This is a genomic window from Agromyces sp. NDB4Y10 (assembly GCF_001620055.1).
In the GTDB taxonomy this organism is placed as follows: Bacteria; Actinomycetota; Actinomycetes; order Actinomycetales; family Microbacteriaceae; genus Agromyces; species Agromyces indicus.
Genome location: NZ_LQGY01000028.1, coordinates 135012 through 153732, shown reverse-complemented (window position 1 = coordinate 153732; position 18721 = coordinate 135012). Strand labels below are relative to the sequence as shown.

Sequence of the window (18721 nt, the reverse complement as noted above, 5' to 3'; positions counted from 1 at the left end):
TCAGACCGACCGGTCGGTCTCTGGATTCGCTCATAGGGAACGCATTGGCGCCGCGCAGGACCTCTGCAGCGAGCGCATCAATACTTGCAGTCACTGCATTAGGATGTGTAGCGACTGAAAGGAAGGCCCATGACCCCCGCCGCAGCACCGCCCCGAGGCGCCCCGGTGATCCGCGCCGTCGACCTCGCCAAGACCTACGGATCCGGAGAGACCCGCTTCGACGCACTGAAGGGCGTCAGCCTCGACGTGCAGCACGGCGAATCGCTCGCGATCGTCGGCCGATCCGGCTCGGGCAAGTCGACGCTCATGCACCTGCTCGCGCTCCTCGACCGCCCCAACGCCGGCCGGATCGAGGTCGACGGCGAGGACGTCGCCGGCGCCGGGGCGCGCACCCTCAACCGACTGCGCAACGAGCGCTTCGGCTTCGTCTTCCAGCAGTTCTTCCTCACCGCCCAGCAGAGCGTGCTCGAGAACGTGACGCTCCCCCTGCTCGTCGCGGGCGTCGCACCGCGCGAGCGCACCCGGCGCGGCATGGCGGTGCTCGAGTCGCTCGGCCTCGCCGACAAGGCGAAGAACCGCGCCACCGACCTCTCCGGCGGACAGAAGCAGCGCGTCGTCATCGCACGCGCGCTCATCAACGAGCCCGACGTGATCTTCGCCGACGAGCCGACGGGCAACCTCGACACGGCCACCGGCCGCCAGGTCGAGGACCTCCTCTTCGGCCTGCAGCGCGACCGCGGCATCACGCTCGTCGTCGTCACCCACGACGAGGAGCTCGCCGCCCGCTGCGACCGGCGCATCACCATCGCCGACGGCCGCATCATCGCCAGAACGGATGCCGCGGCATCCGTCGTCACGGAAGGAGCGGCCCGATGAGGACCGCCGACGTCATCACCACCGCGACCCGCAACGCGTTCCGCAGCCGCCTGCGCACGACCCTCACCGCGCTCAGCCTCTTCGTCGGCGCGTTCACCCTCACCCTCACCACCGCGCTCGGCGCCGGCGTCAACGACTACGTCACCAAGCAGGTCGAGACGCTGAGCACGGGCGACGTGCTGCTCGTCACGCCGGCCGCGTCGACCGACACGACCGACGGGCCGAACGAGTACGACCCCGACGGGCGTCAGCAGTCCGGCCAGGCGAACCCGCTCGGTTCCGGCACCCTGCTGAATGACGACGACCTCGAGGCCACGCGCGCGATCGCCTGCGTCGACCGGGTCGAGCCCGTCCGGCAGATCAGCGTCGACTGGATCGCCGGCGACGCCGACGCGGCCGCCGACGGCCGCTACGAGCTCGACGTGAACCCCACGTCGTCGATCGGCCGCAGCGACCTCGTGGCCGGCGCGCAGCTCGACCAGGAGTCGGGCGACCTGCAGATCCTGCTGCCCGAGGACTACGTCGACGCGCTCGGCTTCTCCGACGCGGAGGACGCCGTCGGCGCCACGGTGACCCTCGGGTACACCGACGCCGCGCTCGAGGAGCAGACCGTCGAGGCCGAGGTCGTCGGCGTCGCGCGGACGAGCCTGCTCGCCGCGGGATCCGGCGTGAACCAGGCGCTGACCGACGAGATCGCCGACGCGCAGGCCGTGCCCGGCCAGCCGAACGCCTACGCCGTCGCGGTCGCGTACCTCGAGGGCTCCGGCGCCGACGGCGCGGTCACCGCGGCCGACGTGGACGCCGTCAAGGCCGACCTCGCCGACGCCGACCTCGCGGGGCAGACCGTCGAGGACCAGCTCGGCGTCATCCAGACCGTCATCACCGGCATCATCGGCGTGCTCAGCGCCTTCGCCGTGGTCGCCCTCATCGCGGCATCCTTCGGCATCGTCAACACGCTGCTGATGAGCGTGCAGGAGCGCACGCGCGAGATCGGCCTGATGAAGGCCATGGGCATGTCGAACGGCCGGGTGTTCGGGCTCTTCAGCCTCGAGGCGGTGGTGATCGGCCTGCTCGGCTCGGCGATCGGCGCACTGGCGGCCATCGGCGTCGGCACCGCGATCTCCGCGGGCGCCGCGTCGACCGTGCTGGCCGACCTCCCAGGTCTCACGCTGCTGCTGTTCGAGCCCGCCACGGTGGTCACGGTCATCGTCGTGATCATGGTGATCGCGTTCCTCTCTGGCGTGCTGCCGGCACGGCGCGCGGCCCGGCAGGACCCGATCGAGTCGCTACGGTACGAGTAGACCGAGGAGCAGATCATGTCGACCGAGCCGGGTGCACGCCGCCGAGGCGTCGCCGAGACGACCGCCGCGATCGAGCGCGCCACCGTCGAGCTCGTGCTCGAGCACGGGTACGACGGGGTCACGGTCGACATGATCTGCCGGGCGGCGGGCGTCAGCCAGCGCACGTTCTTCAACCACTTCAAGACGAAGGATGCCGCGCTGCTGGGGCCCGACCTCCCCCGCATCGACGAGCGGGCGGCCCGCGAGTTCATCGTCTCCGACGGGCCGCTCCTCGCCGAAGCCGTCGGCCTGGTGCGCATCGACCCGTCGAAGCTGCCCGGTGACGCCGGGCTCATGGCGCGCCGCATCCGCGCCATCTCGGGCAACCCGCTGCTCATGGCCCGGCAGATGGAGCGCCTCGCCGAGATCGAGGGCGAGCTGCGCGAGATCGTCGAGCTGCGGCTCCGCCAGCAGGCGCTCCGAGCGGGCGCCGATGAGGCCGAACTCGCCGCGATCCCCGACGAGGCCGAGATCACGACGCACCTGCTCGCCGGGGTGATGCGCTACGTGGGCCTCACCTGGTCGCGGCGCGCCGAGCAGGGGGCGCCGCCGCCAGACGGCGCCGAGGTGGCCGACGTGCTCGGCCGCGTGCTCCGCAAGCTCGCCTGACGGCGCCGGCGGAAGCTCAGCCGGCGCGGACCTCGCGCTCGCTCCCCCGCACGCGGACGCCGCGGACGGCGACCCGCCCGAACGAGGCGATCGGGTTCGTGCGCAGCTCGTCGCCGTCGGGCTCGAGGCCCAGCACGGCGGTGAGCACGGCGACGGATGCCGCGGCCGACCAGGCCTGGGGCCGGCACGCGGCCGGATACGGCACGGGCACCGACACCTCGGTCGCCGGGTCGCCGGAGTGGAGCTCGGGCATGCGGTACCCGAAGCCCGCGGCCGCCCGGAGGAGGCCCTCGACCAGCCCCGCGGCATCCGCCCCGCGACCCTCGCGCGCGAGGCCCAGCACGGCGATGGCCGTGTCATGGGCCCACACCGTGCCGCCGTGGTAGCTGAGCGGCCAGTAGCCGCCGGACGCGGTCGACATGGTGCGCAGGCCGTACCCGGAGTCGAGGGTGGGGTCGGTCAGGCGACGCACGACGAGGTCGACCTGGTCGGCGTCGAGCAGGCCCGTGCCGAGCAGGTGGCCGATGTTCGAGGTGACCGTGTCGACCGCGCGCTTGTTCGCGTCGAGCGCGATCGCCGGGTAGGCGCCGTCGGGGTCGTCGATCCAGAACTCCTCGTGGAACCGGTCGCGCAGCCGGGCGGCCCACGCCCGCCACTCGTCGCCGCCGTCGACCTCGAACGCGTCGAGCAGGTCGGCCCCGTGCACGGCCGCCTCGTAGGCGTACGCCTGCACCTCGGCGAGCGCGATCGGCCCCTCGGCGAGGGAGCCGTCGCGCCACTGCACCGAGTCGCCGGAGTCCTTCCAGCCCTGGTTGGCGAGGCCGCGCCCGGAGCGGTCGACGTACTCGAGGAGTCCGTCGCCGTCGGCGTCGCCGTGGTCGCGCATCCACGCAAGGGCGGCCTGCAGGTTCGGCAGGAGCGCGCGCACCTCCTCGGCGGGCAGGCCCCAGCGCCAGGCGTCGTGGAGGAGCGCGATCCAGAGCGCGGTCGCGTCGACGGTGCCGTAGTAGAGCGGGGGCAGTTCGCCGTCGGCGCCGTCGAGCGACAGCGCGGCGCGGCGCAGCTCGTGCATGATCTTGCCGGGCTCCTCGGCCGTGGCGTCGTCGACGCGGGTGCCCTGCAGCCCCGCGAGGACGCGCAGGGTGTCGCCCGCGAGCTCGGTGCCGAGCGGCAGCATCATGCGCGCGGTCCAGATGGAGTCGCGGCCGAACAGCGTGAAGAACCAGGGTGCGCCCGCGGCGATGAATTCGGCGCCCGGCTGTCGCACCGTCGTCATGCGGAGCGCGTCGAGGTCGGCGAGGCCCTGCGCGATCCAGCGCGCGAGGCGGTCGTCGGCCGCCGCAACCTCGGGTGCCGACCACGGCGCGGGCGTGTCGACGCCGCGCACGACGGCGGCCTCGTCGACGGCGTCGAGGCGCCATCCCGCGGTCGCCTCGCCGGCGGCCGGCACGACGAGCTCGGCGATGAGGCGGATGCCGCGGTCGTCGACCGAGATCTCGAAGCCGGGTGCGGTGAGCCGGGCAGCGACCTGCTCGCCGGACCACACGGCCGCGCCCGCCTCGAGCCGGGCGCGCGCCGACGACGTGTCGGCCCCGCCGAGCTTGACGTGGTCGACGGGGGTCGCGTCGGGCTCGAGCTCGATCTCGACGCGCGCCCGCACGTCGATCGGCTGCCGGTTGCGGAGCGTGAGGGTGTCGGCGATGCCGGCCGCGTCGACCGAGCGCTCGATCACGAGCCGGACGCCGGGGTCGGGGGTGGGGTCGTCGAGCGTGCGCACGAGCGCGTCGATGCGCACGTGGTCGCTGCGGTCGCCCCCGGTCGCGAGGTGCTCGGGCGCGCGCCCGTCGACCGTGAGGCGCATCGCGCGGACGAGTCGGACGTCGGCGCTGTAGACGCCGTGCACGGGTGCGCCGCCGATGGCGCCGTCGTGCGCGGACCAGACCTGGGTGGGCGCCCTGAGGACCGCCAGCGCGTCGTGCAGCAGTGGCTGGAGTGGTGCGGTCACGTGGTGCTCGCTTCCGGTTCGTAATGGAACGGTGACCGCCTGATGGCTTGACACCGCTGTCGGATGTGGGCAACATTAGCAAAGATTTGATCGATCAAATCGGCGGATTCCGAAGATCGTCACCGAAGACGACCCGCGCACAGCCGAAGGAGGCGACGTGTCGAGGATGCCGACGGTCGACGACGTCGCCCAGGCCGCAGGGGTCTCCCGGCAGACGGTGTCGAACGTGCTGAACAGCCCCGAGATCGTCCGCGAGGCGACGCGTCAGCGCGTGCTCGAGGCCATCTCGCGCCTCGGCTACCGGCCCCACGCCTCCGCCCGGCGGCTGCGCACGCGCAAGTCCGCCACCATCGGGGTCCGCATCGACCCGTGGCGCGACGGCATCTCCGGCGCCGTGCTCGATCGGTTCCTCCACAAGCTCACCGAGCACGCCGACGCCCGGGGACTGCGCGTCATGGTCTTCTCGGCCGCCGACCCCGACGACGAGCTCGCCCGCATCCGACGCCTCCGCGAGGGATCCGACGTCGACGCGTTCGTGCTCACCGCGACCACCCACGGCGACGAGCGCATCCGCGCCCTCACCGAGCAGGGCGTCCCGTTCGTCGCGTTCGGTCGCCCGTGGGACCCCGAGACCAGCGCCGTGCGGCACCGCTGGGTCGACGTCGACGGTCGCGCCGGCGTCGCCGGGGCCGTCCGGCACCTGCGCGAGCAGGGCGCGCGGCGCGTCGGATGGATCGGCTGGCCGCACGGCTCCGGCACGGGCGACGAGCGCCGCGCCGGCTGGGAGGCCGAGTGCGGCGTCGACGCCGACGCGCGGGCGGCGCTCGCCCGGCACGTCGAGGACGGCGTCACCGAGGGCTCCCGCGCCGCCGCCGAACTGCTCGCCCTGCCCGAGCCGCCCGACGCGATCGTCTGCGCGAGCGACTCCCTCGCCCTCGGCGCGATGATCGCCGCCCGCACCGCCGGGCGCCCGGCGCTTCCCGTCGTCGGCTTCGACGACACCCCCGTGGCCGCGGCCGTCGGGCTCTCGAGCATCGAGCAGCCCCTCGACGACGTCGTCGCCGCGGCACTCGACCTGCTGTTCGGGCCGGCGGGCGACGACGTGCGCCCCAATCCGAGCAGCGACGAGGAGCCGACCGATCGGCTCCTCGCGCCCCGACTCGTCGAGCGACGGCCTGGACACCTGGCGCTCGACGCGATCCCCGGCACCTGAGGCCGGCAATCACCAGAAGGGATACATCGTGAGGACATCACAATGGAGCGCCGTCGCAGTGGCGACGGGACTCGTCATCACCCTAGCCGCCTGCTCCCCGGGCGGGAACGACGGCGGCGAGACGAGCGGACAAGACCTCAGCATCCTGATCGGCTCGTCCGGCCAGGCCGAGACCGACGCGGTGACGCAGGCCGCCGAGGCGTGGGCCGAGGAGACCGGCAACACCGTCGAGGTCATCGCCGCGAACGACCTCGTGCAGCAGCTCGGCCAGGGCTTCTCGGGCAACAACCCGCCCGACCTGTTCTACATGCCGTGGGACCAGTTCCAGACCTACGCGGGCCAGGGCTTCCTCGAGCCGTACGCGGACGACCTGGCGAACGCGGACGAGTTCCTGCCCGCGCTGCGCGAGCAGTTCACGTACGACGACCAGTTCTACTGCGCGCCCAAGGACTTCTCGACGCTCGCGCTGCAGATCGACACCGCCGCATGGGAGGCCGCCGGCCTCACCGACGCCGACGTGCCCACCGACTGGGACGGCCTCGCGCAGGTCGCGGCGCAGCTGACGACGGATGACACGACCGGCCTCGTGCTCGGCCGCGAGTACGCCCGCATCGGCGTGTTCATGGGTCAGGCCGGCGGCGGCGTCGGCGACGCCGACGAGGTCACCGCCGACTCGCCCGAGAACGCCGAGGCGCTCGAGTACCTGCAGGGCCTCGTGGAGGCGGGCAACCTCGCCTACCCGCAGGACGTCGAGGCCGGCTGGGCCGGCGAGGCGTTCGGCCTGGGTCGCGGCGCCATGACCATCGAGGGTCCGTGGATCAACGGCGCGATGGCCAACGACTACCCCGACCGCGAGTTCATCAGCGTCGAGCTCCCGGAGGGCCCGGGCGGCCCGTCGACGTTCGCGTTCAGCAACTGCTGGGGCATCCCGGCCGAGTCCGACACGCGCGACGCGGCGATCGACCTGGTGGAGTACTTCACGAGCGACGAGCAGCAGCTCGCGTTCGCGGAGGCGTTCGGCGTCATCCCGTCGACCGAGTCCGGCTCGTCGGCCTACGCGGAGCAGTTCCCCGAGAACGCCGCGTTCGTCGCCGGAGTCGAGTACGCGCAGAGCCCGGTCGCCTTCGCCGGCGCGGCGACGGCCGTGACCGAGTTCAACGCCTCGCTCGAGACGCAGGGGCTCGCCGACCCGGCCGCCGTGCTCGGGCCGTTCCAGGAGAACCTGCAGGCCGCAGCCGACAAGGCGAACGGCTGATCATGACCGGCACCGCGTCCGGGTCTCGTCGCGGCGGTGGCATCCGCCGCGGCGAGGCCCGCGCGGGCTGGCTCTTCGTCACGCCCGCCGTCGCCATCGTGGGGGTGTTCCTCGCGATCCCGATCCTGCTGGCGCTCTGGGTGAGCTTCAGCGACTGGAACGGCTTCCGATCGCCGTTGAACCCGAACGTGAACTTCGTCGGGCTCGACAACTACGCGGCGATCACGACCGACACGGGTCTCGACCAGCGCAACTTCGGTCGGGCCGTGCGCAACAACCTCTGGTACGTCGTCTTCGTCGTGCCCCTGCAGACCATCGTCGCGCTGCTGCTCGCCGTGCAGGTCAACCGCGCGGTGCTGCGCGGGCGCGGCTTCTTCCGCACCGCCTTCTACTTCCCATCGGTCACCTCGACCGTCGCGATCGTGGTCGTCTTCCAGTTCCTGTTCACCGCGTCGGGCGCGGTCAACGCCGTGCTCGGGTTCTTCGGCATCAACGGCCCGAACTGGTTCAACGACCCGAGCGGCGTCTTCCACAACATCCTCGCCGCCGTCGGCGTGACGAGCGCCCCCGCGGCGCTGGCCGAGTCCGGCCCGCTCGGGGTCACCTGGTGGGAGTGGCTCGCCGGCCCGTCGGTCGCGATGAGCTCGCTGATCATCCTGGCGATCTTCACGACCTCGGGCACCTTCATGCTGCTGTTCCTCGCCGGACTGCAGAACATCGGCGCGGAGGTCGACGAGGCCGCCCGCATGGACGGCGCCGGACCGGTCCGCACGTTCTTCTCGGTGACGCTGCCGATGCTGCGCCCGACGTTGTTCACCGTGCTGACGCTCGGCCTCATCGGCTCGTGGCAGGTCTTCGACCAGATCTACGTGCTCGGTGGATCGACGGCCGGAGGTACGATCACCACCCCGGCCTTCCTCGCCTACCAGACCTCGTTCGACGACCTCAAGTGGGGTCAGGGCGCGGCGATCGCCTTCATCCTGTTCGTGTTCATCATCCTGCTCACGCTGTTCCAGCGCTGGGTGCTGCGTGAGCGCGACCCGAAGGGCATGGGCCGCGGCGGCCGTCGCGCAGGACGCGGCGGCGCGGCGGACCCCCGCCGGCACGAGCCCGACGCCGCCTCGGCGGCCGTCGGCGCCGACCCGGCCGACCGCGCGCTCCTCACGGGGGCCGACGCACGCGAGGACGGCGATGCCGGTCCGCGAGACGGGAGCCGATCATGACCGACCTCAGCACGCGATCCGTGGTCACGGGCGACGGCGGCCGCGACGCGGCATCCGCTCGCCCCACCCGCCGCCGGCGGATCTCGCCGAAGGCGCGCGCGGGGCTGTGGACGAGCTACCTGATCCTCATCGGCCTGGCGCTCATCTACATCTACCCGTTCATCCTCTCGATCGCGGCCTCGTTCAAGACCGACGCGGATGCCACGCAGAACCCGCTGTCGCTCGTGCCCGAGACGGTCACGTTCGCGGCGTACGAGCGCCTGTTCACCGGCGTGCCGTTCACCCTCTGGTTCGGCAACTCGGTGCTGGTCGCCGTGGTCGTCACCCTGGGGCGCGTCTTCTTCGACTCGCTCGCCGGCTACGCGCTCTCGCGCCTGAAGTTCCGGGGCCGCTCGATGGTCTTCGTGTTCTTCATCGGCGTGCTCGCGGTGCCGGGTGTGGTGCTGCTCATCCCGCGGTTCCTGATCCTGCAGCAGGTGGGCCTGTACGACACGTACGCGGGCATGATCATCCCGCTGCTGTCGACGGCGGCCGGGGTGTTCATCATGAAGCAGTTCTTCGACTCGATCCCCGTGTCGATCGAGGAGGCGGCGCGCATCGACGGCGCGGGCCAGTTCCGCACGTTCTGGTCGGTCGTCCTGCCGATGGCCCGGCCCGCGCTGGTCACGCTCATCATCCTGAGCTTCCAGGGCTCGTGGAACGAGCTCGGGCACTTCATCGTGTCGCGGCAGAGCCCCGAACTGAACACCCTCACGACCGGTGTGGCGTCGCTCGTGTCGGGGCAGCTCGGTTCGGGCAACCAGTTCCCGCTGCAGCTCGCGGCGGCCGTGCTCATGACCATCCCGGTCGCGGTGCTGTTCTTCATCTTCCAGCGCCGCATCATGAACACGACGGCAGGTGCCGAGAAGGGCTGATCGACCCGGTGCAGGGGCGGGGCGGATGCCGCGTGGCGAGTGCGCCGCGGCATCCGCCCCTCGTTCGCGTCGCCCCGGTCGCCCGGTCGTGACCACGGGTCAGTGCACGTACTCGAGCAGGTCGGCGCCGACCTGCCGCATGCCGTCGAGCACCGCCAGCCGCGTGGCCAGCTGCGTGTCGGCGTAGTACATCGAGACCGCGTAGGCGACGCTCGCCCGCGGCCCGCGGAGGACGCCGACCTCGCTGCGCACGCCGCCGTCGGTGCCGGTCTTGTTCATGAGCAGCAGCCCGTGGTCGGGCATGCGGTGCGCGAGCGGGTCGAGGCCGAACGCCGAGGCGACCATCGACAGGTCGGCGTTCAGCGAGAGCCACCCCACGACCCGCTGCGACACCTCGGGGCTCACGATCTCGCCGCGCGCGAGGGCGGCGAAGAGCCACGTGAGTTCCTTGGCCGAGCCGATCGAGAGCTGCGGCGCGTCGTCGGGACCGCGGTGGTCGCGCACCAGGTCGAGCAGCGCGGTCCGGGTCAGGCCGAGCGCCTCGGTGCGGGCGCGGACCGACTCGAGGCCGATGTGGCGGATGAGCACGTTCGTCGCGAGGTTGTCGCTCGTCGCGCCGACGAGCGCGGCGAGGTCGGCCATGGGCAGCGACGGCGTCTGCAGGTGCTGCCAGATGCCCGAGTCGCCGACCGCGTCGCGCGGGTCGCGGTCGAGCACGGTGAACGCCTCATGACCCGTCGTGGCCAGACGCGTGGCGACCTCGACGAGGAGCAGCACCTTGCCGATCGACGCCGTGGGCATGACGACGTGGTCGTCGACCGAGAACAGCACGCGGCCCGTGGCGAGGTCGGTCGCGCGCGCCGACACCTGCACGCCCGCGAGCGCCAGCTCGCCGAGCGCGTCGAAGCCGCGCGTGAAGTCCTCGGCGTGCTCGTCGGTGCGGTGACGACCGCGTCGGAAGCTCGCGTGCCGAGCACGGCGTTCGGAACCCTGCGACGAGGTCACCACGGTGGCTGACGACTTCCTGTGCGGGCCGGGCGCTCCCCCACCGCGGCATCGCGGTGCGCTCGACGGGATCGGACGGGGGTGGATGGAGGGGTTACCAGATGCGGACGCGCTCGGCCGGGTCGAGCCAGAGCGCGTCATCGGGTGCGACCTCGAAGCCAGTGTAGAACTCGTCGATGTTGCGCACGATCTGATTGCACCGGAACTCGTTCGGCGAGTGGGGATCGATGGCGAGGAGGCGGATGACCTCCTCGTCGCGGGCCTTCATCTGCCACGCCTGCGCCCACGAGAGGAAGAAGCGCTGCGCCCCGGTCATGCCGTCGATCACGGGCGGCTCGGCGCCGCCGAGCGAGAGCTCGTAGGCCTTCCAGGCGATCGCCAGCCCGCCGAGGTCGCCGATGTTCTCGCCGATGGTGAGCGCGCCGCTCACGTGGTGCGGGGTGCCGCCCTCGCCCTCGACGGACCCGCCATCGAGCTGGGCGGGGACGAGCACGTCGTACTGGTCGATGAGCGCCTTCGTGCGCTCCTCGAAGGCGGCCCGGTCGGCCTCGGTCCACCAGTCGATGAGGCGCCCGTCGCCGTCGAAGCGCGACCCCTGGTCGTCGAAGCCGTGGCCGATCTCGTGTCCGATCACGGCGCCGATCGCGCCGTAGTTCGCCGCGGCATCCCGCTCGGCGTCGAAGAACGGGAACTGCAGGATCGCCGCGGGGAACACGATCTCGTTGAAGCCGGGGTTGTAGTAGGCGTTGATCGTCTGCGGCGTCATGAACCACTCGTCGCGGTCGATCGGGTTGCCGATCTTGCCGAGCTGGCGCTGGAACTCGAACTCGGCCGTCGCCCGCACGTTCGCGACGAGGTCGGCGGCGTCGACCTCGAGCGTGGAGTAGTCGCGCCACTTCACCGGGTAGCCGATCTTCGGCGTGAACTTCTCGAGCTTGTCGAGCGCCTTCGCGCGGGTCTCCTCGCCCATCCAGTCGAGGCCGGTGATCGACTGCCGGTAGGCCTCGACGAGGTTCGCGACGAGCTCGTCCATCGCCTCCTTGGCGGCGGGCGGGAAGTGCCGCTCGACGTAGATGCGGCCGACGGCCTCGCCCATGGCGCCCTCGACGAACGAGACGGCGCGCTTCCACCGCTCGCGCAGCTGCGGCGTGCCCGTGAGCGTGCGGCCGTAGAAGTCGAAGTTCGCGTCGACGAAGTCCTTGGAGAGGTACGCGGCGCTCGAGCGGATGACCTGCCAGGCGAGCCAGTCCCGCCACGCGGGCAGGCGGTCGTCGGTGAGCAGCCGCCCGACGCCCTCGACGAAGCTCGGCTGGCGCACGACGAGCTCGTCGAACGCGCGCGCGGGCACGCCCATCGCGTCGCGCCAGCGGTCGAGGTCGACGGATGCCGCGGCCGCGACGTCCGACCACGGCATCAGGTTGTACGTCTTCTGCGAGTCGCGGGACTCCACGTTGGTCCAGTGGGTGGCCGCGATCTCGGTCTCGAGGTCGAAGACGCGCTTGGCCCGCGCGGCGACGTCGTCGAGCTTCGCGAGGTCGAACATGCGCTCGAGGTGCGCGCGGTACTTGTCGCGGATGTCGGCGAAGCGCTCCTCGCGGAAGTAGCTCTCGTCGGGCAGGCCGATGCCGCCCTGCTCGACGAACACGAGGTACCGCTCGGGGTCGCCCGGGTCGTTGTCGACGAACAGCTGCGCGAACCCGGAGATCCCCTGGCGCTCGAGCCGGCCGACCGTCTCGAGCAGCTCGTCGATCGTGCCCGGCAGCGACGCCTCGACGAGCTGCGCGGCGATGGGGGTGGCCCCCAGCAGCTCGACGTGCTCCTCGTTCATGAACGACGCGTACAGGTCGCCGACCTTGCGCGCCTCGGTGCCCGGCTCGGCCTGCTGCGCCTCCTCGATGATCTCGCGGACGGCCCGCTCGGCCTCCTCGTACAGGACGATGAAGCTGCCGTAGCGCGCCTTGTCGGCGGGGATCTCGGTCCGCTCGATCCACTTGCCGTTGACGTGGCGGAACAGGTCGTCCTGCGGGCGGACCCGCGGGTCGAGCTCGTCGAGGATGATGCCGGAGGGCTTCGTCGCGTCGGTCATGCCTCCCACCCTAAGCGGGCACCCCTGACGATCGCTGCGACGGATGCCGCGGCATCCGCTCGACCCGATCAGCGGAGCTGCGCGAACCCCTCGGCCTTGCGCGTCGGGCCGACGATGAGGATCATGTCGCCGTCGGAGAGCACCGTGTCGGCGTCGGCGTTGTGCCACTCGCCCCCGGGCTTCTTGAACGCGGCGACCGTGACCCCGAACTCCTTCCGGAGGCCCGACTGGCCGAGCGGCACCCCGTGCAGGCGCGCGGGCGGGGCGGTCTTCACGATCGCGTACCCGCTCTCGATCTCGATGTAGTCGAGGGCCGCACCGCGGACGAGGTGCGCGACGCGCTTGCCCATCTCGGCCTCGGGCCGGATGACGTGGTGCACGCCCAGCTGCTCGAGGATCAGCGCGTGCTGTTCGGTCACCGCCTTCGCCCAGATCACCGGCGTCTTCATGCCGAGCAGCACCGAGCACGTGAGGATCGACGCCGTGATGTCGGAGCCGATCGCGACGACCACGCGATCGAACTCGTCGACCGCGAGCTGCTTGAGCGCCTCGGCCTTCGTCGAGTCGGCCCGGACCACCTGGGTGAGCTCGCCGTTCAGCGCCTGGACGATCTCCTCGTCGGCGTCGATGCCGAGCACCTCCGTGCCGGCGCGCATGAGCTCGAGCGCGAGCGAGCTGCCGAAGCGGCCGAGCCCGATCACGGCGACCGAATCGGCCTCCGCGATGCGGCGGGACGTGTCGGCGGCACCGCCGCCGAAGATCGAGAACCTAGCCAATGGCGGGCCTTTCCTTGGGGAGTTCGTAGAGGATGCGACGCTCGCGGAGCGCGATCGCCGAACCGAGCGTGAGCGGGCCGATGCGGCCGAGGAACATGAGCAGCACCAGGACGATCTCGGCTGCGGGCGGCAGGTCGTAGGTGATGCCGGTGGACAGGCCGACCGTCGCGAAGGCCGACACCGCCTCGAATACCACCCGGTCGAACGCGAGGCCCGTGAGGTGCATGAGCACGACGGTGGCGAGCATGACCGCGCCGACGGCGACCAGCACGACCGTGATCGCCTGGCGGTGCACCGCCCGCGAGAGGCGCTTGCCGAAGATGTTCACGGCACCCTCGCCCCGGAACTCGGTGAGCAGGATGAAGAACAGCACGGCGAACGTCGTCACCTTGATGCCGCCCGCCGTGCCCGCGGGACCGCCGCCGATGAACATGAGCACGTCCATCGCGACCCAGCTCTCGTCGTGCATGAGCCCGATGTCGACGCTGTTGAAGCCCGCGGTGCGCGTCTGCACCGACGCGTAGAACCCCGCGAGGAGCTTCGCGGCCGGGTCGAGCGGCCCGAACGTGTCGGGGTTCGACCACTCGACGATGGTCAGGTACGCCCAGCCGCCGAGAAGCAGGACGACCGTTCCCCAGAGCACCAGCTTCGTGTTCATCGTCCAGTGCAGCGGACGCGTGAACTCCTTGCGGAGCTGCATGATCACGGGGAACCCCAGCCCGCCGAGGATGATCGCCGCGCTCATCGGCAGGCAGATGAACGGGTCGGCGACGAAGTCCATCATGTTGTTCGAGTACAGGGCGAAGCCGGCGTTGTTGAACGACGACACCGAGTGGAACAGCGCGTGCCAGGCCGCCTCCCCCGGGTCGTAGTCGTAGCCGAACAGGAACCGCGGGAACAGGAACGCCCACGTGATCGCCTCGATCGTGAACGAGATGAGCACGATGCCGCGCACCAGCCCGCGCACGTCGTCGAAGCCCACCGCCTTGGCCTCCGTGGCCGTGTTCAGCCGAGCCCGGACCGACAGCCTGCGCGCCAGCACGAGGCCGATGAGCGACGCGAAGATCATGATGCCGAGCCCGCCCAGCTGGATCAGCAGCACGATCACGGCATGCCCGAGCGGGCTCCAGTGCACGGCCGTGTCGACGACGACGAGCCCGGTCACGCACACCGCGCTCGTCGCGGTGAACAGCGCGTCGACGAAGGTCGTGCCACCCGGTTCGACGGACATCGGCGGCAGCCACAGCAGGAGGGTGCCGACCAGGACGGCGGAGGCGAATCCCGCCACCACGGCCTGCGCCGGATGGAGTCGGAAGCCCCGCCGGAAGCGAAGGCGCCGCGAGGTGCGGACCGCCGGATCGCGGAAGGTCACCGCGGAATCATACGCCCGCCGACTCCCGCGTCAAGTCGGCCGCGCGGCATCCGTCGCCCCCTCGCGCGGGCCGACCGCCGGTGGGATGATCGAGCCACCATGAACACGCTGCTGAACGTCATCTGGTTCGTGCTCGCCGGCATCTGGCTCTGGATCGGCTACATGCTGGCGGGGGTGCTCATGTGCATCCTCATCGTCACCATCCCGTGGGGCCTCGCGTCGTTCCGCATCGGCAACTACGCGGTGTGGCCGTTCGGCCGCGAGGTCGTCTCCAACCCCCGCTCGGGCACCTGGTCGTTCCTCGGCAACGTGGTGTGGGTCATCCTCGCCGGCTGGTGGCTGGCGCTCGAGCACCTCATCACGGGCATCATCATGTGCCTCACCATCATCGGCATCCCGCTCGGGATCGCGAACTTCAAGCTCATCGCCGTGTCGCTCGCCCCGCTCGGCAAGGAGATCGTCGAGTCCAAGTGAGGACGGCGCGCCGCGGCCGCGTCGTCGGCCCCGCGTAGGCTCGATCCGCCATGAGCTCCCCCTCCGCCCCCGCCCCGGAGGTCGCGCGCCGCGTCGTCGACCGCGACATCCTCCGCCTCGCCGTGCCCGCGCTCGGCGCGCTCGTCGCCGAGCCGCTGTTCCTGCTCGCCGACACGGCCATGGTCGGCCACCTGGGCGCGACGCCGCTCGCCGGGCTCGGGCTCGCGAGCGCCATCCTGCAGACCATCGTCGGGCTCATGGTGTTCCTCGCCTACGCGACGACGCCCTCGGTCGCGCGCCGGCTCGGCGCGGGCGACGAACGCGGGGCCGTGGCATCCGGCATCGACGGGCTGTGGCTCGCCCTGGGGCTCGGTGCGCTGCTCGCCCTGGGCGGGTGGGCCGCGTCGCCGTGGCTCGCCGGGGCCTTCGGCGCCTCCGCCGCGGTCACCGCCGAGGCGGTCACCTACCTCTCGATCTCGATGATCGGCCTGCCCGCCATGCTCGTCGTGTTCGCGGCGACGGGCCTGCTGCGCGGCCTCCAGGACACCCGCACGCCGCTCTGGGTCGCCGGGCTCGGGTTCGGCGCGAACATCGCCCTCAACGCGCTCTTCATCTACGGCCTCGGGCTCGGGATCGCCGGCTCCGCGATCGGCACCGTCATCGCCCAGTGGGGCATGGTCGCGGTGTACCTCGTGGTCGTCGCCCGGCACGCGCGCCGCGTCGGCGCGAACCCGTGGCCGCATCACGCCGGCGTGCTCCGCGGCGCCGCATCGGGCGGCTGGCTGTTCCTGCGCACCGTCAGCCTGCGTGCGGCGCTGCTCGTCGCGACGTGGTCGGCGACCGCGCTCGGCTCCGACGAGCTCGCCGCGTTCCAGGTCACGATGACCCTGTACGCGACGCTCGCCTTCGCCCTCGACGCCCTCGCGATCGCGGCGCAGGCGCTCGTGGGCAAGGGGCTGGGCGCCGGCGACGTCGCCCAGGTGCGCGCGGTGCTCCGCCGATGCCTCGCCTGGGGCGTCGGCGCCGGACTCGTGCTCGGGGCGATTCTCGTGGCCGGCGCATGGGCGCTGCCCGCGCTCTTCACCTCATCCGCAGAGGTGCGCGACCTGCTTCCGCTGTCGCTCGTCGTGCTCGGGGTGTCAACGCCCCTCGCGGGCGTCGTGTTCGTGCTCGACGGCGTCCTCATCGGGGCGGGCGACGCCCGCTACCTCGCCTGGACCGGCCTCGTGAACCTCGCCGCCTACGCGCCGATCGCGTTCGCCGTGGTCTGGTGGGCGACGGGCGGGGCGGATGCCGCGGGCTCGGCCGCGGACGGGCCGGTCGCGGCATCCGTCGCCCTCGCCTTCGTCACCGGCGCGTTCGTCATCGCGTACCTCCTGGCCCGCGCGGTCACGCTCTCGCTGCGGGCCCGCGGCCGGGCCTGGATGGTGACCGGCGCGCCCGCCTGACGTTCCTTGCGGAGTGACCAACGACCCTCCGCTTCGTCGCCCGTCGCGAGTACGCTCGGCGGGTCGCCTCCGCACGACCCGGGGGCGGGGAGGGGTCGACATGCACCGCGCATCGCTGCGCCGAGTCGCCGTGACGGCGGTCGGCGCGACCGTGCTCGCCACGCTCACCGCGTGCGCGCCGTTCGTGACCGCGGGGCAGACCCGCACCGAGGATCGCGAGATCGACGACGCGTCCTCCGTCGTGCTGCGCACTGGCGGCGAGGTCGACATCCGCCTGGGCGACGAACCCGCGCTCACCGTCACCGGGGGCGAGAACGTGCTCGACCGGCTCGTGACCGAGGTCGACGGCGGACGGCTCGTCATCGGCATCCGCCGCGGCCCACTCATCGTCGGCGAGCGCGACCTGCGGATCGAGGTCACGGTCACCTCGCTCGAATCGGTCGTGATCGACGGATCGGGCGACGTGACGGCGGAGTTCGGCGACGCCGAGGAGGTGGCTGCGGACATCCGCGGCTCCGGCGAGATCGAGGCCGACGACCTCGACGCGCAGTCGGTGCGCGCGTCGATCAGCGGGTCCGGCAACCTCGAGCTCTCGGGGCGCACCGACTCGCTCGTCGTCGAGGTGAGCGGTTCCGGCGACGTCGACGCGGGCGACCTCGAGGCGTCGTCGGCGCAGGTCGTGCTGTCGGGTTCGGGCAACATCGGCGTGAACGCGTCCGACGAGCTCGACGTCACCCTCTCGGGCAGCGGCGACGTGCGGTACTCGGGCCGGCCGCAGGTGCGCAGCAGCGTCTCGGGCTCCGGCGAGGTCGCACCCGAGTAGCCCCGGCGGCGGACGCGCGCCGCCCTCGGGCGAGTGCGCGGAACCGCGACGAGTGCGTGATGCACGCGCCGCGCGCTTGTCGCGCAACCGCGCCCTCGGCAGCGCGGAGGTCGCTCCGCGGGGGCCTCAGCGCCGCGGCGGCGCCGTCGTGTCGCCGACGTGGAGGGTGCTCGTGAAGGCGGTGCCCGCGGCATCCTCGCCCGAGAGCATCTGCACGATCGCCTCGCCCGCGGCCCGACCCTTCGCGACCGAGGGCTGCACGAGCGTGGTGAGGTCGTGCTGCAGGCCGTCGACGCGGATGCCGTCGAAGCCGATCACGCTGAGGTCGCCGGGCACCGCGAGCCCGAGCTCTTCGGCGGCCTGGATGACGCCGGCGGCGAGCAGGTCGGACTGGGCGATGATCGCGGTGGGCCGGGTCGCGGCATCCGCCAGCAGGGCACGTGCTGCCTCGAGTCCCTCCTCGATCGAGCTGGCCGCGGCCACCTGGGCGCGGATGCCGGGGTACACGTCGCGCGCGCCGCGCAGGCGCTCGACCGACGTGTCGACCGTCGCGGCGGCCTCGATCTCGGGGGTGAGCGGACCGCGCACCCGCCCCGGCTCGAAGGGCAGGGTCACGGTCGCGACGTCGGTGTGCCCGAGCTCGCGGAGGTGCTCGGCGCCGAGGCGCGTCGCCTCGCGGTTGTCGATGGTGATCTCGGGCACCCCGCCCCCCGGCGCGCCCTCGATGGCGACGATCGGGATGCCGCGGCGCTGGAGACGCTCGGTCTGCCGGTGGAACTTCGGGCTGCACCCGATGAGCACGACGGCGTCGAGCGGCGCCGTGTCGAGGCTGACCGGCGCGTCGGGGTCGCCGGAGTCGGTGAGCAGCAGCAGCCCCGCGCCGAGCGGCGCGATGCCCTCGGTGAGGCCGTCGAGCGTCTGGATCTTCACAGGGTCGAGGAAGGCCGCGCGCACGCGCTCCTCGAGCACGACGCCGACGATGCCCGATCGGCCGCGGCGCAGCGAGCGCGCCCGGGGGTCGGGGCCGGCGTAGCCGAGCTCGGATGCCGCGGCGAGGACGCGCTCCTTCGTGGCATCCGACACCGGGCCCGAGCCGCTGAACGCGAGCGACGCGGTCGACGCGGAGACCCCGGCGCGCGCGGCGACGTCGGCGAGCGTCACGCGCGGAATGGCGCCGGTGGTCGTGGCGGACTCGGGGGTCATGACTTCGATTCTACGGTCGAATCGATTCGAGCCGGGCATGCGGGCGCCGCCGGATGACGCGAACGGCGCTTCGGGCGTCGCCGAAGCGCCGTTCGCGTC

The 18721-nt window shown here is 72.2% G+C and carries 16 protein-coding genes; 10 read left to right on the top strand and 6 right to left on the bottom strand.

Going from position 1 to position 18721, the window contains the following annotated elements; all coding sequences use genetic code 11:
* Window positions 1-129 precede the first annotated feature (129 nt).
* From AVP42_RS07700 to AVP42_RS07690, 3 genes are read left to right on the top strand one after another with little or no spacing between them, the layout of a single operon-like run.
* Window positions 130-876 (top strand): ABC transporter ATP-binding protein, encoded by a 747-nt coding sequence (locus tag AVP42_RS07700; RefSeq protein WP_067947736.1) that lies wholly within the window; start codon window positions 130-132, stop codon window positions 874-876.
* The gene (locus AVP42_RS07695) at window positions 873-2177 is read left to right on the top strand and encodes an ABC transporter permease (protein WP_067947734.1); all 1305 of its coding nucleotides are present in this window, start codon (window positions 873-875) and stop codon (window positions 2175-2177) included. The genes AVP42_RS07700 and AVP42_RS07695 overlap by 4 nt, the downstream gene beginning before the upstream one ends.
* 15 nt (window positions 2178-2192) lie before the next feature.
* Entirely contained in the window at window positions 2193-2825 is a 633-nt protein-coding gene (locus tag AVP42_RS07690) for a TetR/AcrR family transcriptional regulator (RefSeq protein ID WP_067947731.1), read from the top strand.
* Window positions 2826-2841: 16 nt separating this feature from the next.
* On the opposite strand, the gene AVP42_RS07685 is transcribed toward AVP42_RS07690, so the two are convergent.
* On the bottom strand, window positions 2842-4830 hold the full coding sequence (locus AVP42_RS07685; protein ID WP_067947730.1) for a glycogen debranching N-terminal domain-containing protein: 1989 nt from the start codon (window positions 4828-4830) through the stop codon (window positions 2842-2844).
* Between the two features lie 166 nt (window positions 4831-4996).
* Here AVP42_RS07685 and AVP42_RS07680 point away from each other — a divergent pair, with 166 nt between their 5' ends.
* From AVP42_RS07680 to AVP42_RS07665, 4 genes are read left to right on the top strand one after another with little or no spacing between them, the layout of a single operon-like run.
* Window positions 4997-6043, top strand: coding sequence for a LacI family DNA-binding transcriptional regulator (locus AVP42_RS07680; RefSeq protein WP_067947728.1), 1047 nt, complete (start codon window positions 4997-4999; stop codon window positions 6041-6043).
* Window positions 6044-6071: 28 nt separating this feature from the next.
* Entirely contained in the window at window positions 6072-7298 is a 1227-nt protein-coding gene (locus AVP42_RS07675) for an extracellular solute-binding protein (protein WP_082847081.1), read from the top strand.
* 2 nt (window positions 7299-7300) lie between these two features.
* Complete coding sequence (locus AVP42_RS07670) at window positions 7301-8521, top strand: carbohydrate ABC transporter permease (protein ID WP_082847080.1); 1221 nt, start codon at window positions 7301-7303, stop codon at window positions 8519-8521.
* Entirely contained in the window at window positions 8518-9435 is a 918-nt protein-coding gene (locus tag AVP42_RS07665) for a carbohydrate ABC transporter permease (RefSeq protein WP_067947724.1), read from the top strand. The genes AVP42_RS07670 and AVP42_RS07665 overlap by 4 nt, the downstream gene beginning before the upstream one ends.
* A 99-nt stretch (window positions 9436-9534) precedes the next feature.
* Here AVP42_RS07665 and AVP42_RS07660 read toward each other — a convergent pair whose 3' ends face one another.
* The 4 genes from AVP42_RS07660 to AVP42_RS07645 form a co-directional block, all read right to left on the bottom strand.
* The gene (locus tag AVP42_RS07660; protein WP_067947722.1) at window positions 9535-10443 is read right to left on the bottom strand and encodes a serine hydrolase; all 909 of its coding nucleotides are present in this window, start codon (window positions 10441-10443) and stop codon (window positions 9535-9537) included.
* Between the two features lie 91 nt (window positions 10444-10534).
* Window positions 10535-12526 (bottom strand): M13 family metallopeptidase, encoded by a 1992-nt coding sequence (locus tag AVP42_RS07655; protein ID WP_067947716.1) that lies wholly within the window; start codon window positions 12524-12526, stop codon window positions 10535-10537.
* 68 nt (window positions 12527-12594) lie between these two features.
* Complete coding sequence (locus AVP42_RS07650) at window positions 12595-13302, bottom strand: TrkA family potassium uptake protein (protein ID WP_067947714.1); 708 nt, start codon at window positions 13300-13302, stop codon at window positions 12595-12597.
* A complete protein-coding gene (locus tag AVP42_RS07645; protein ID WP_231878572.1) occupies window positions 13295-14674 on the bottom strand; it encodes a TrkH family potassium uptake protein in 1380 nt (459 codons plus the stop codon). Before AVP42_RS07645 ends, AVP42_RS07650 begins: the two co-directional genes overlap by 8 nt.
* Window positions 14675-14773: 99 nt before the next feature.
* On the opposite strand from AVP42_RS07645, the gene AVP42_RS07640 reads away from it, so the two are divergent.
* The 3 genes from AVP42_RS07640 (at window position 14774) to AVP42_RS07630 (ending at window position 17419) form a co-directional block, all read left to right on the top strand.
* Window positions 14774-15148, top strand: a complete 375-nt coding sequence (locus tag AVP42_RS07640) for a YccF domain-containing protein (RefSeq protein WP_067947712.1) — start codon at window positions 14774-14776, stop codon at window positions 15146-15148.
* Window positions 15149-15198: 50 nt separating this feature from the next.
* On the top strand, window positions 15199-16596 hold the full coding sequence (locus tag AVP42_RS07635; RefSeq protein WP_067947710.1) for an MATE family efflux transporter: 1398 nt from the start codon (window positions 15199-15201) through the stop codon (window positions 16594-16596).
* 100 nt (window positions 16597-16696) lie between these two features.
* On the top strand, window positions 16697-17419 hold the full coding sequence (locus AVP42_RS07630) for a head GIN domain-containing protein (protein ID WP_067947709.1): 723 nt from the start codon (window positions 16697-16699) through the stop codon (window positions 17417-17419).
* A 126-nt stretch (window positions 17420-17545) separates the two neighbouring features.
* Here the strand turns inward: AVP42_RS07630 and AVP42_RS07625 are convergent, their stop codons facing one another.
* Entirely contained in the window at window positions 17546-18622 is a 1077-nt protein-coding gene (locus tag AVP42_RS07625) for a LacI family DNA-binding transcriptional regulator (protein WP_067947707.1), read from the bottom strand.
* Window positions 18623-18721: the final 99 nt, after the last annotated feature.

Excerpts from the sequence above, each read along its gene's own strand:
- AVP42_RS07640 (WP_067947712.1), top strand. The coding sequence starts at position 14,774 with ATGAACACGCTGCTGAACGTCATCTGGTTCGTGCTCGCCGGCATCTGG.
- AVP42_RS07630 (WP_067947709.1), top strand. The coding sequence starts at position 16,697 with ATGCACCGCGCATCGCTGCGCCGAGTCGCCGTGACGGCGGTCGGCGCG.
- AVP42_RS07635 (WP_067947710.1), top strand. The coding sequence starts at position 15,199 with ATGAGCTCCCCCTCCGCCCCCGCCCCGGAGGTCGCGCGCCGCGTCGTC.
- AVP42_RS07680 (WP_067947728.1), top strand. The coding sequence starts at position 4,997 with ATGCCGACGGTCGACGACGTCGCCCAGGCCGCAGGGGTCTCCCGGCAG.
- AVP42_RS07665 (WP_067947724.1), top strand. The coding sequence starts at position 8,518 with ATGACCGACCTCAGCACGCGATCCGTGGTCACGGGCGACGGCGGCCGC.
- AVP42_RS07690 (WP_067947731.1), top strand. The coding sequence starts at position 2,193 with ATGTCGACCGAGCCGGGTGCACGCCGCCGAGGCGTCGCCGAGACGACC.
- AVP42_RS07655 (WP_067947716.1), bottom strand. The coding sequence starts at position 12,526 with ATGACCGACGCGACGAAGCCCTCCGGCATCATCCTCGACGAGCTCGAC.
- AVP42_RS07695 (WP_067947734.1), top strand. The coding sequence starts at position 873 with ATGAGGACCGCCGACGTCATCACCACCGCGACCCGCAACGCGTTCCGC.
- AVP42_RS07670 (WP_082847080.1), top strand. The coding sequence starts at position 7,301 with ATGACCGGCACCGCGTCCGGGTCTCGTCGCGGCGGTGGCATCCGCCGC.
- AVP42_RS07625 (WP_067947707.1), bottom strand. The coding sequence starts at position 18,622 with ATGACCCCCGAGTCCGCCACGACCACCGGCGCCATTCCGCGCGTGACG.
- AVP42_RS07700 (WP_067947736.1), top strand. The coding sequence starts at position 130 with ATGACCCCCGCCGCAGCACCGCCCCGAGGCGCCCCGGTGATCCGCGCC.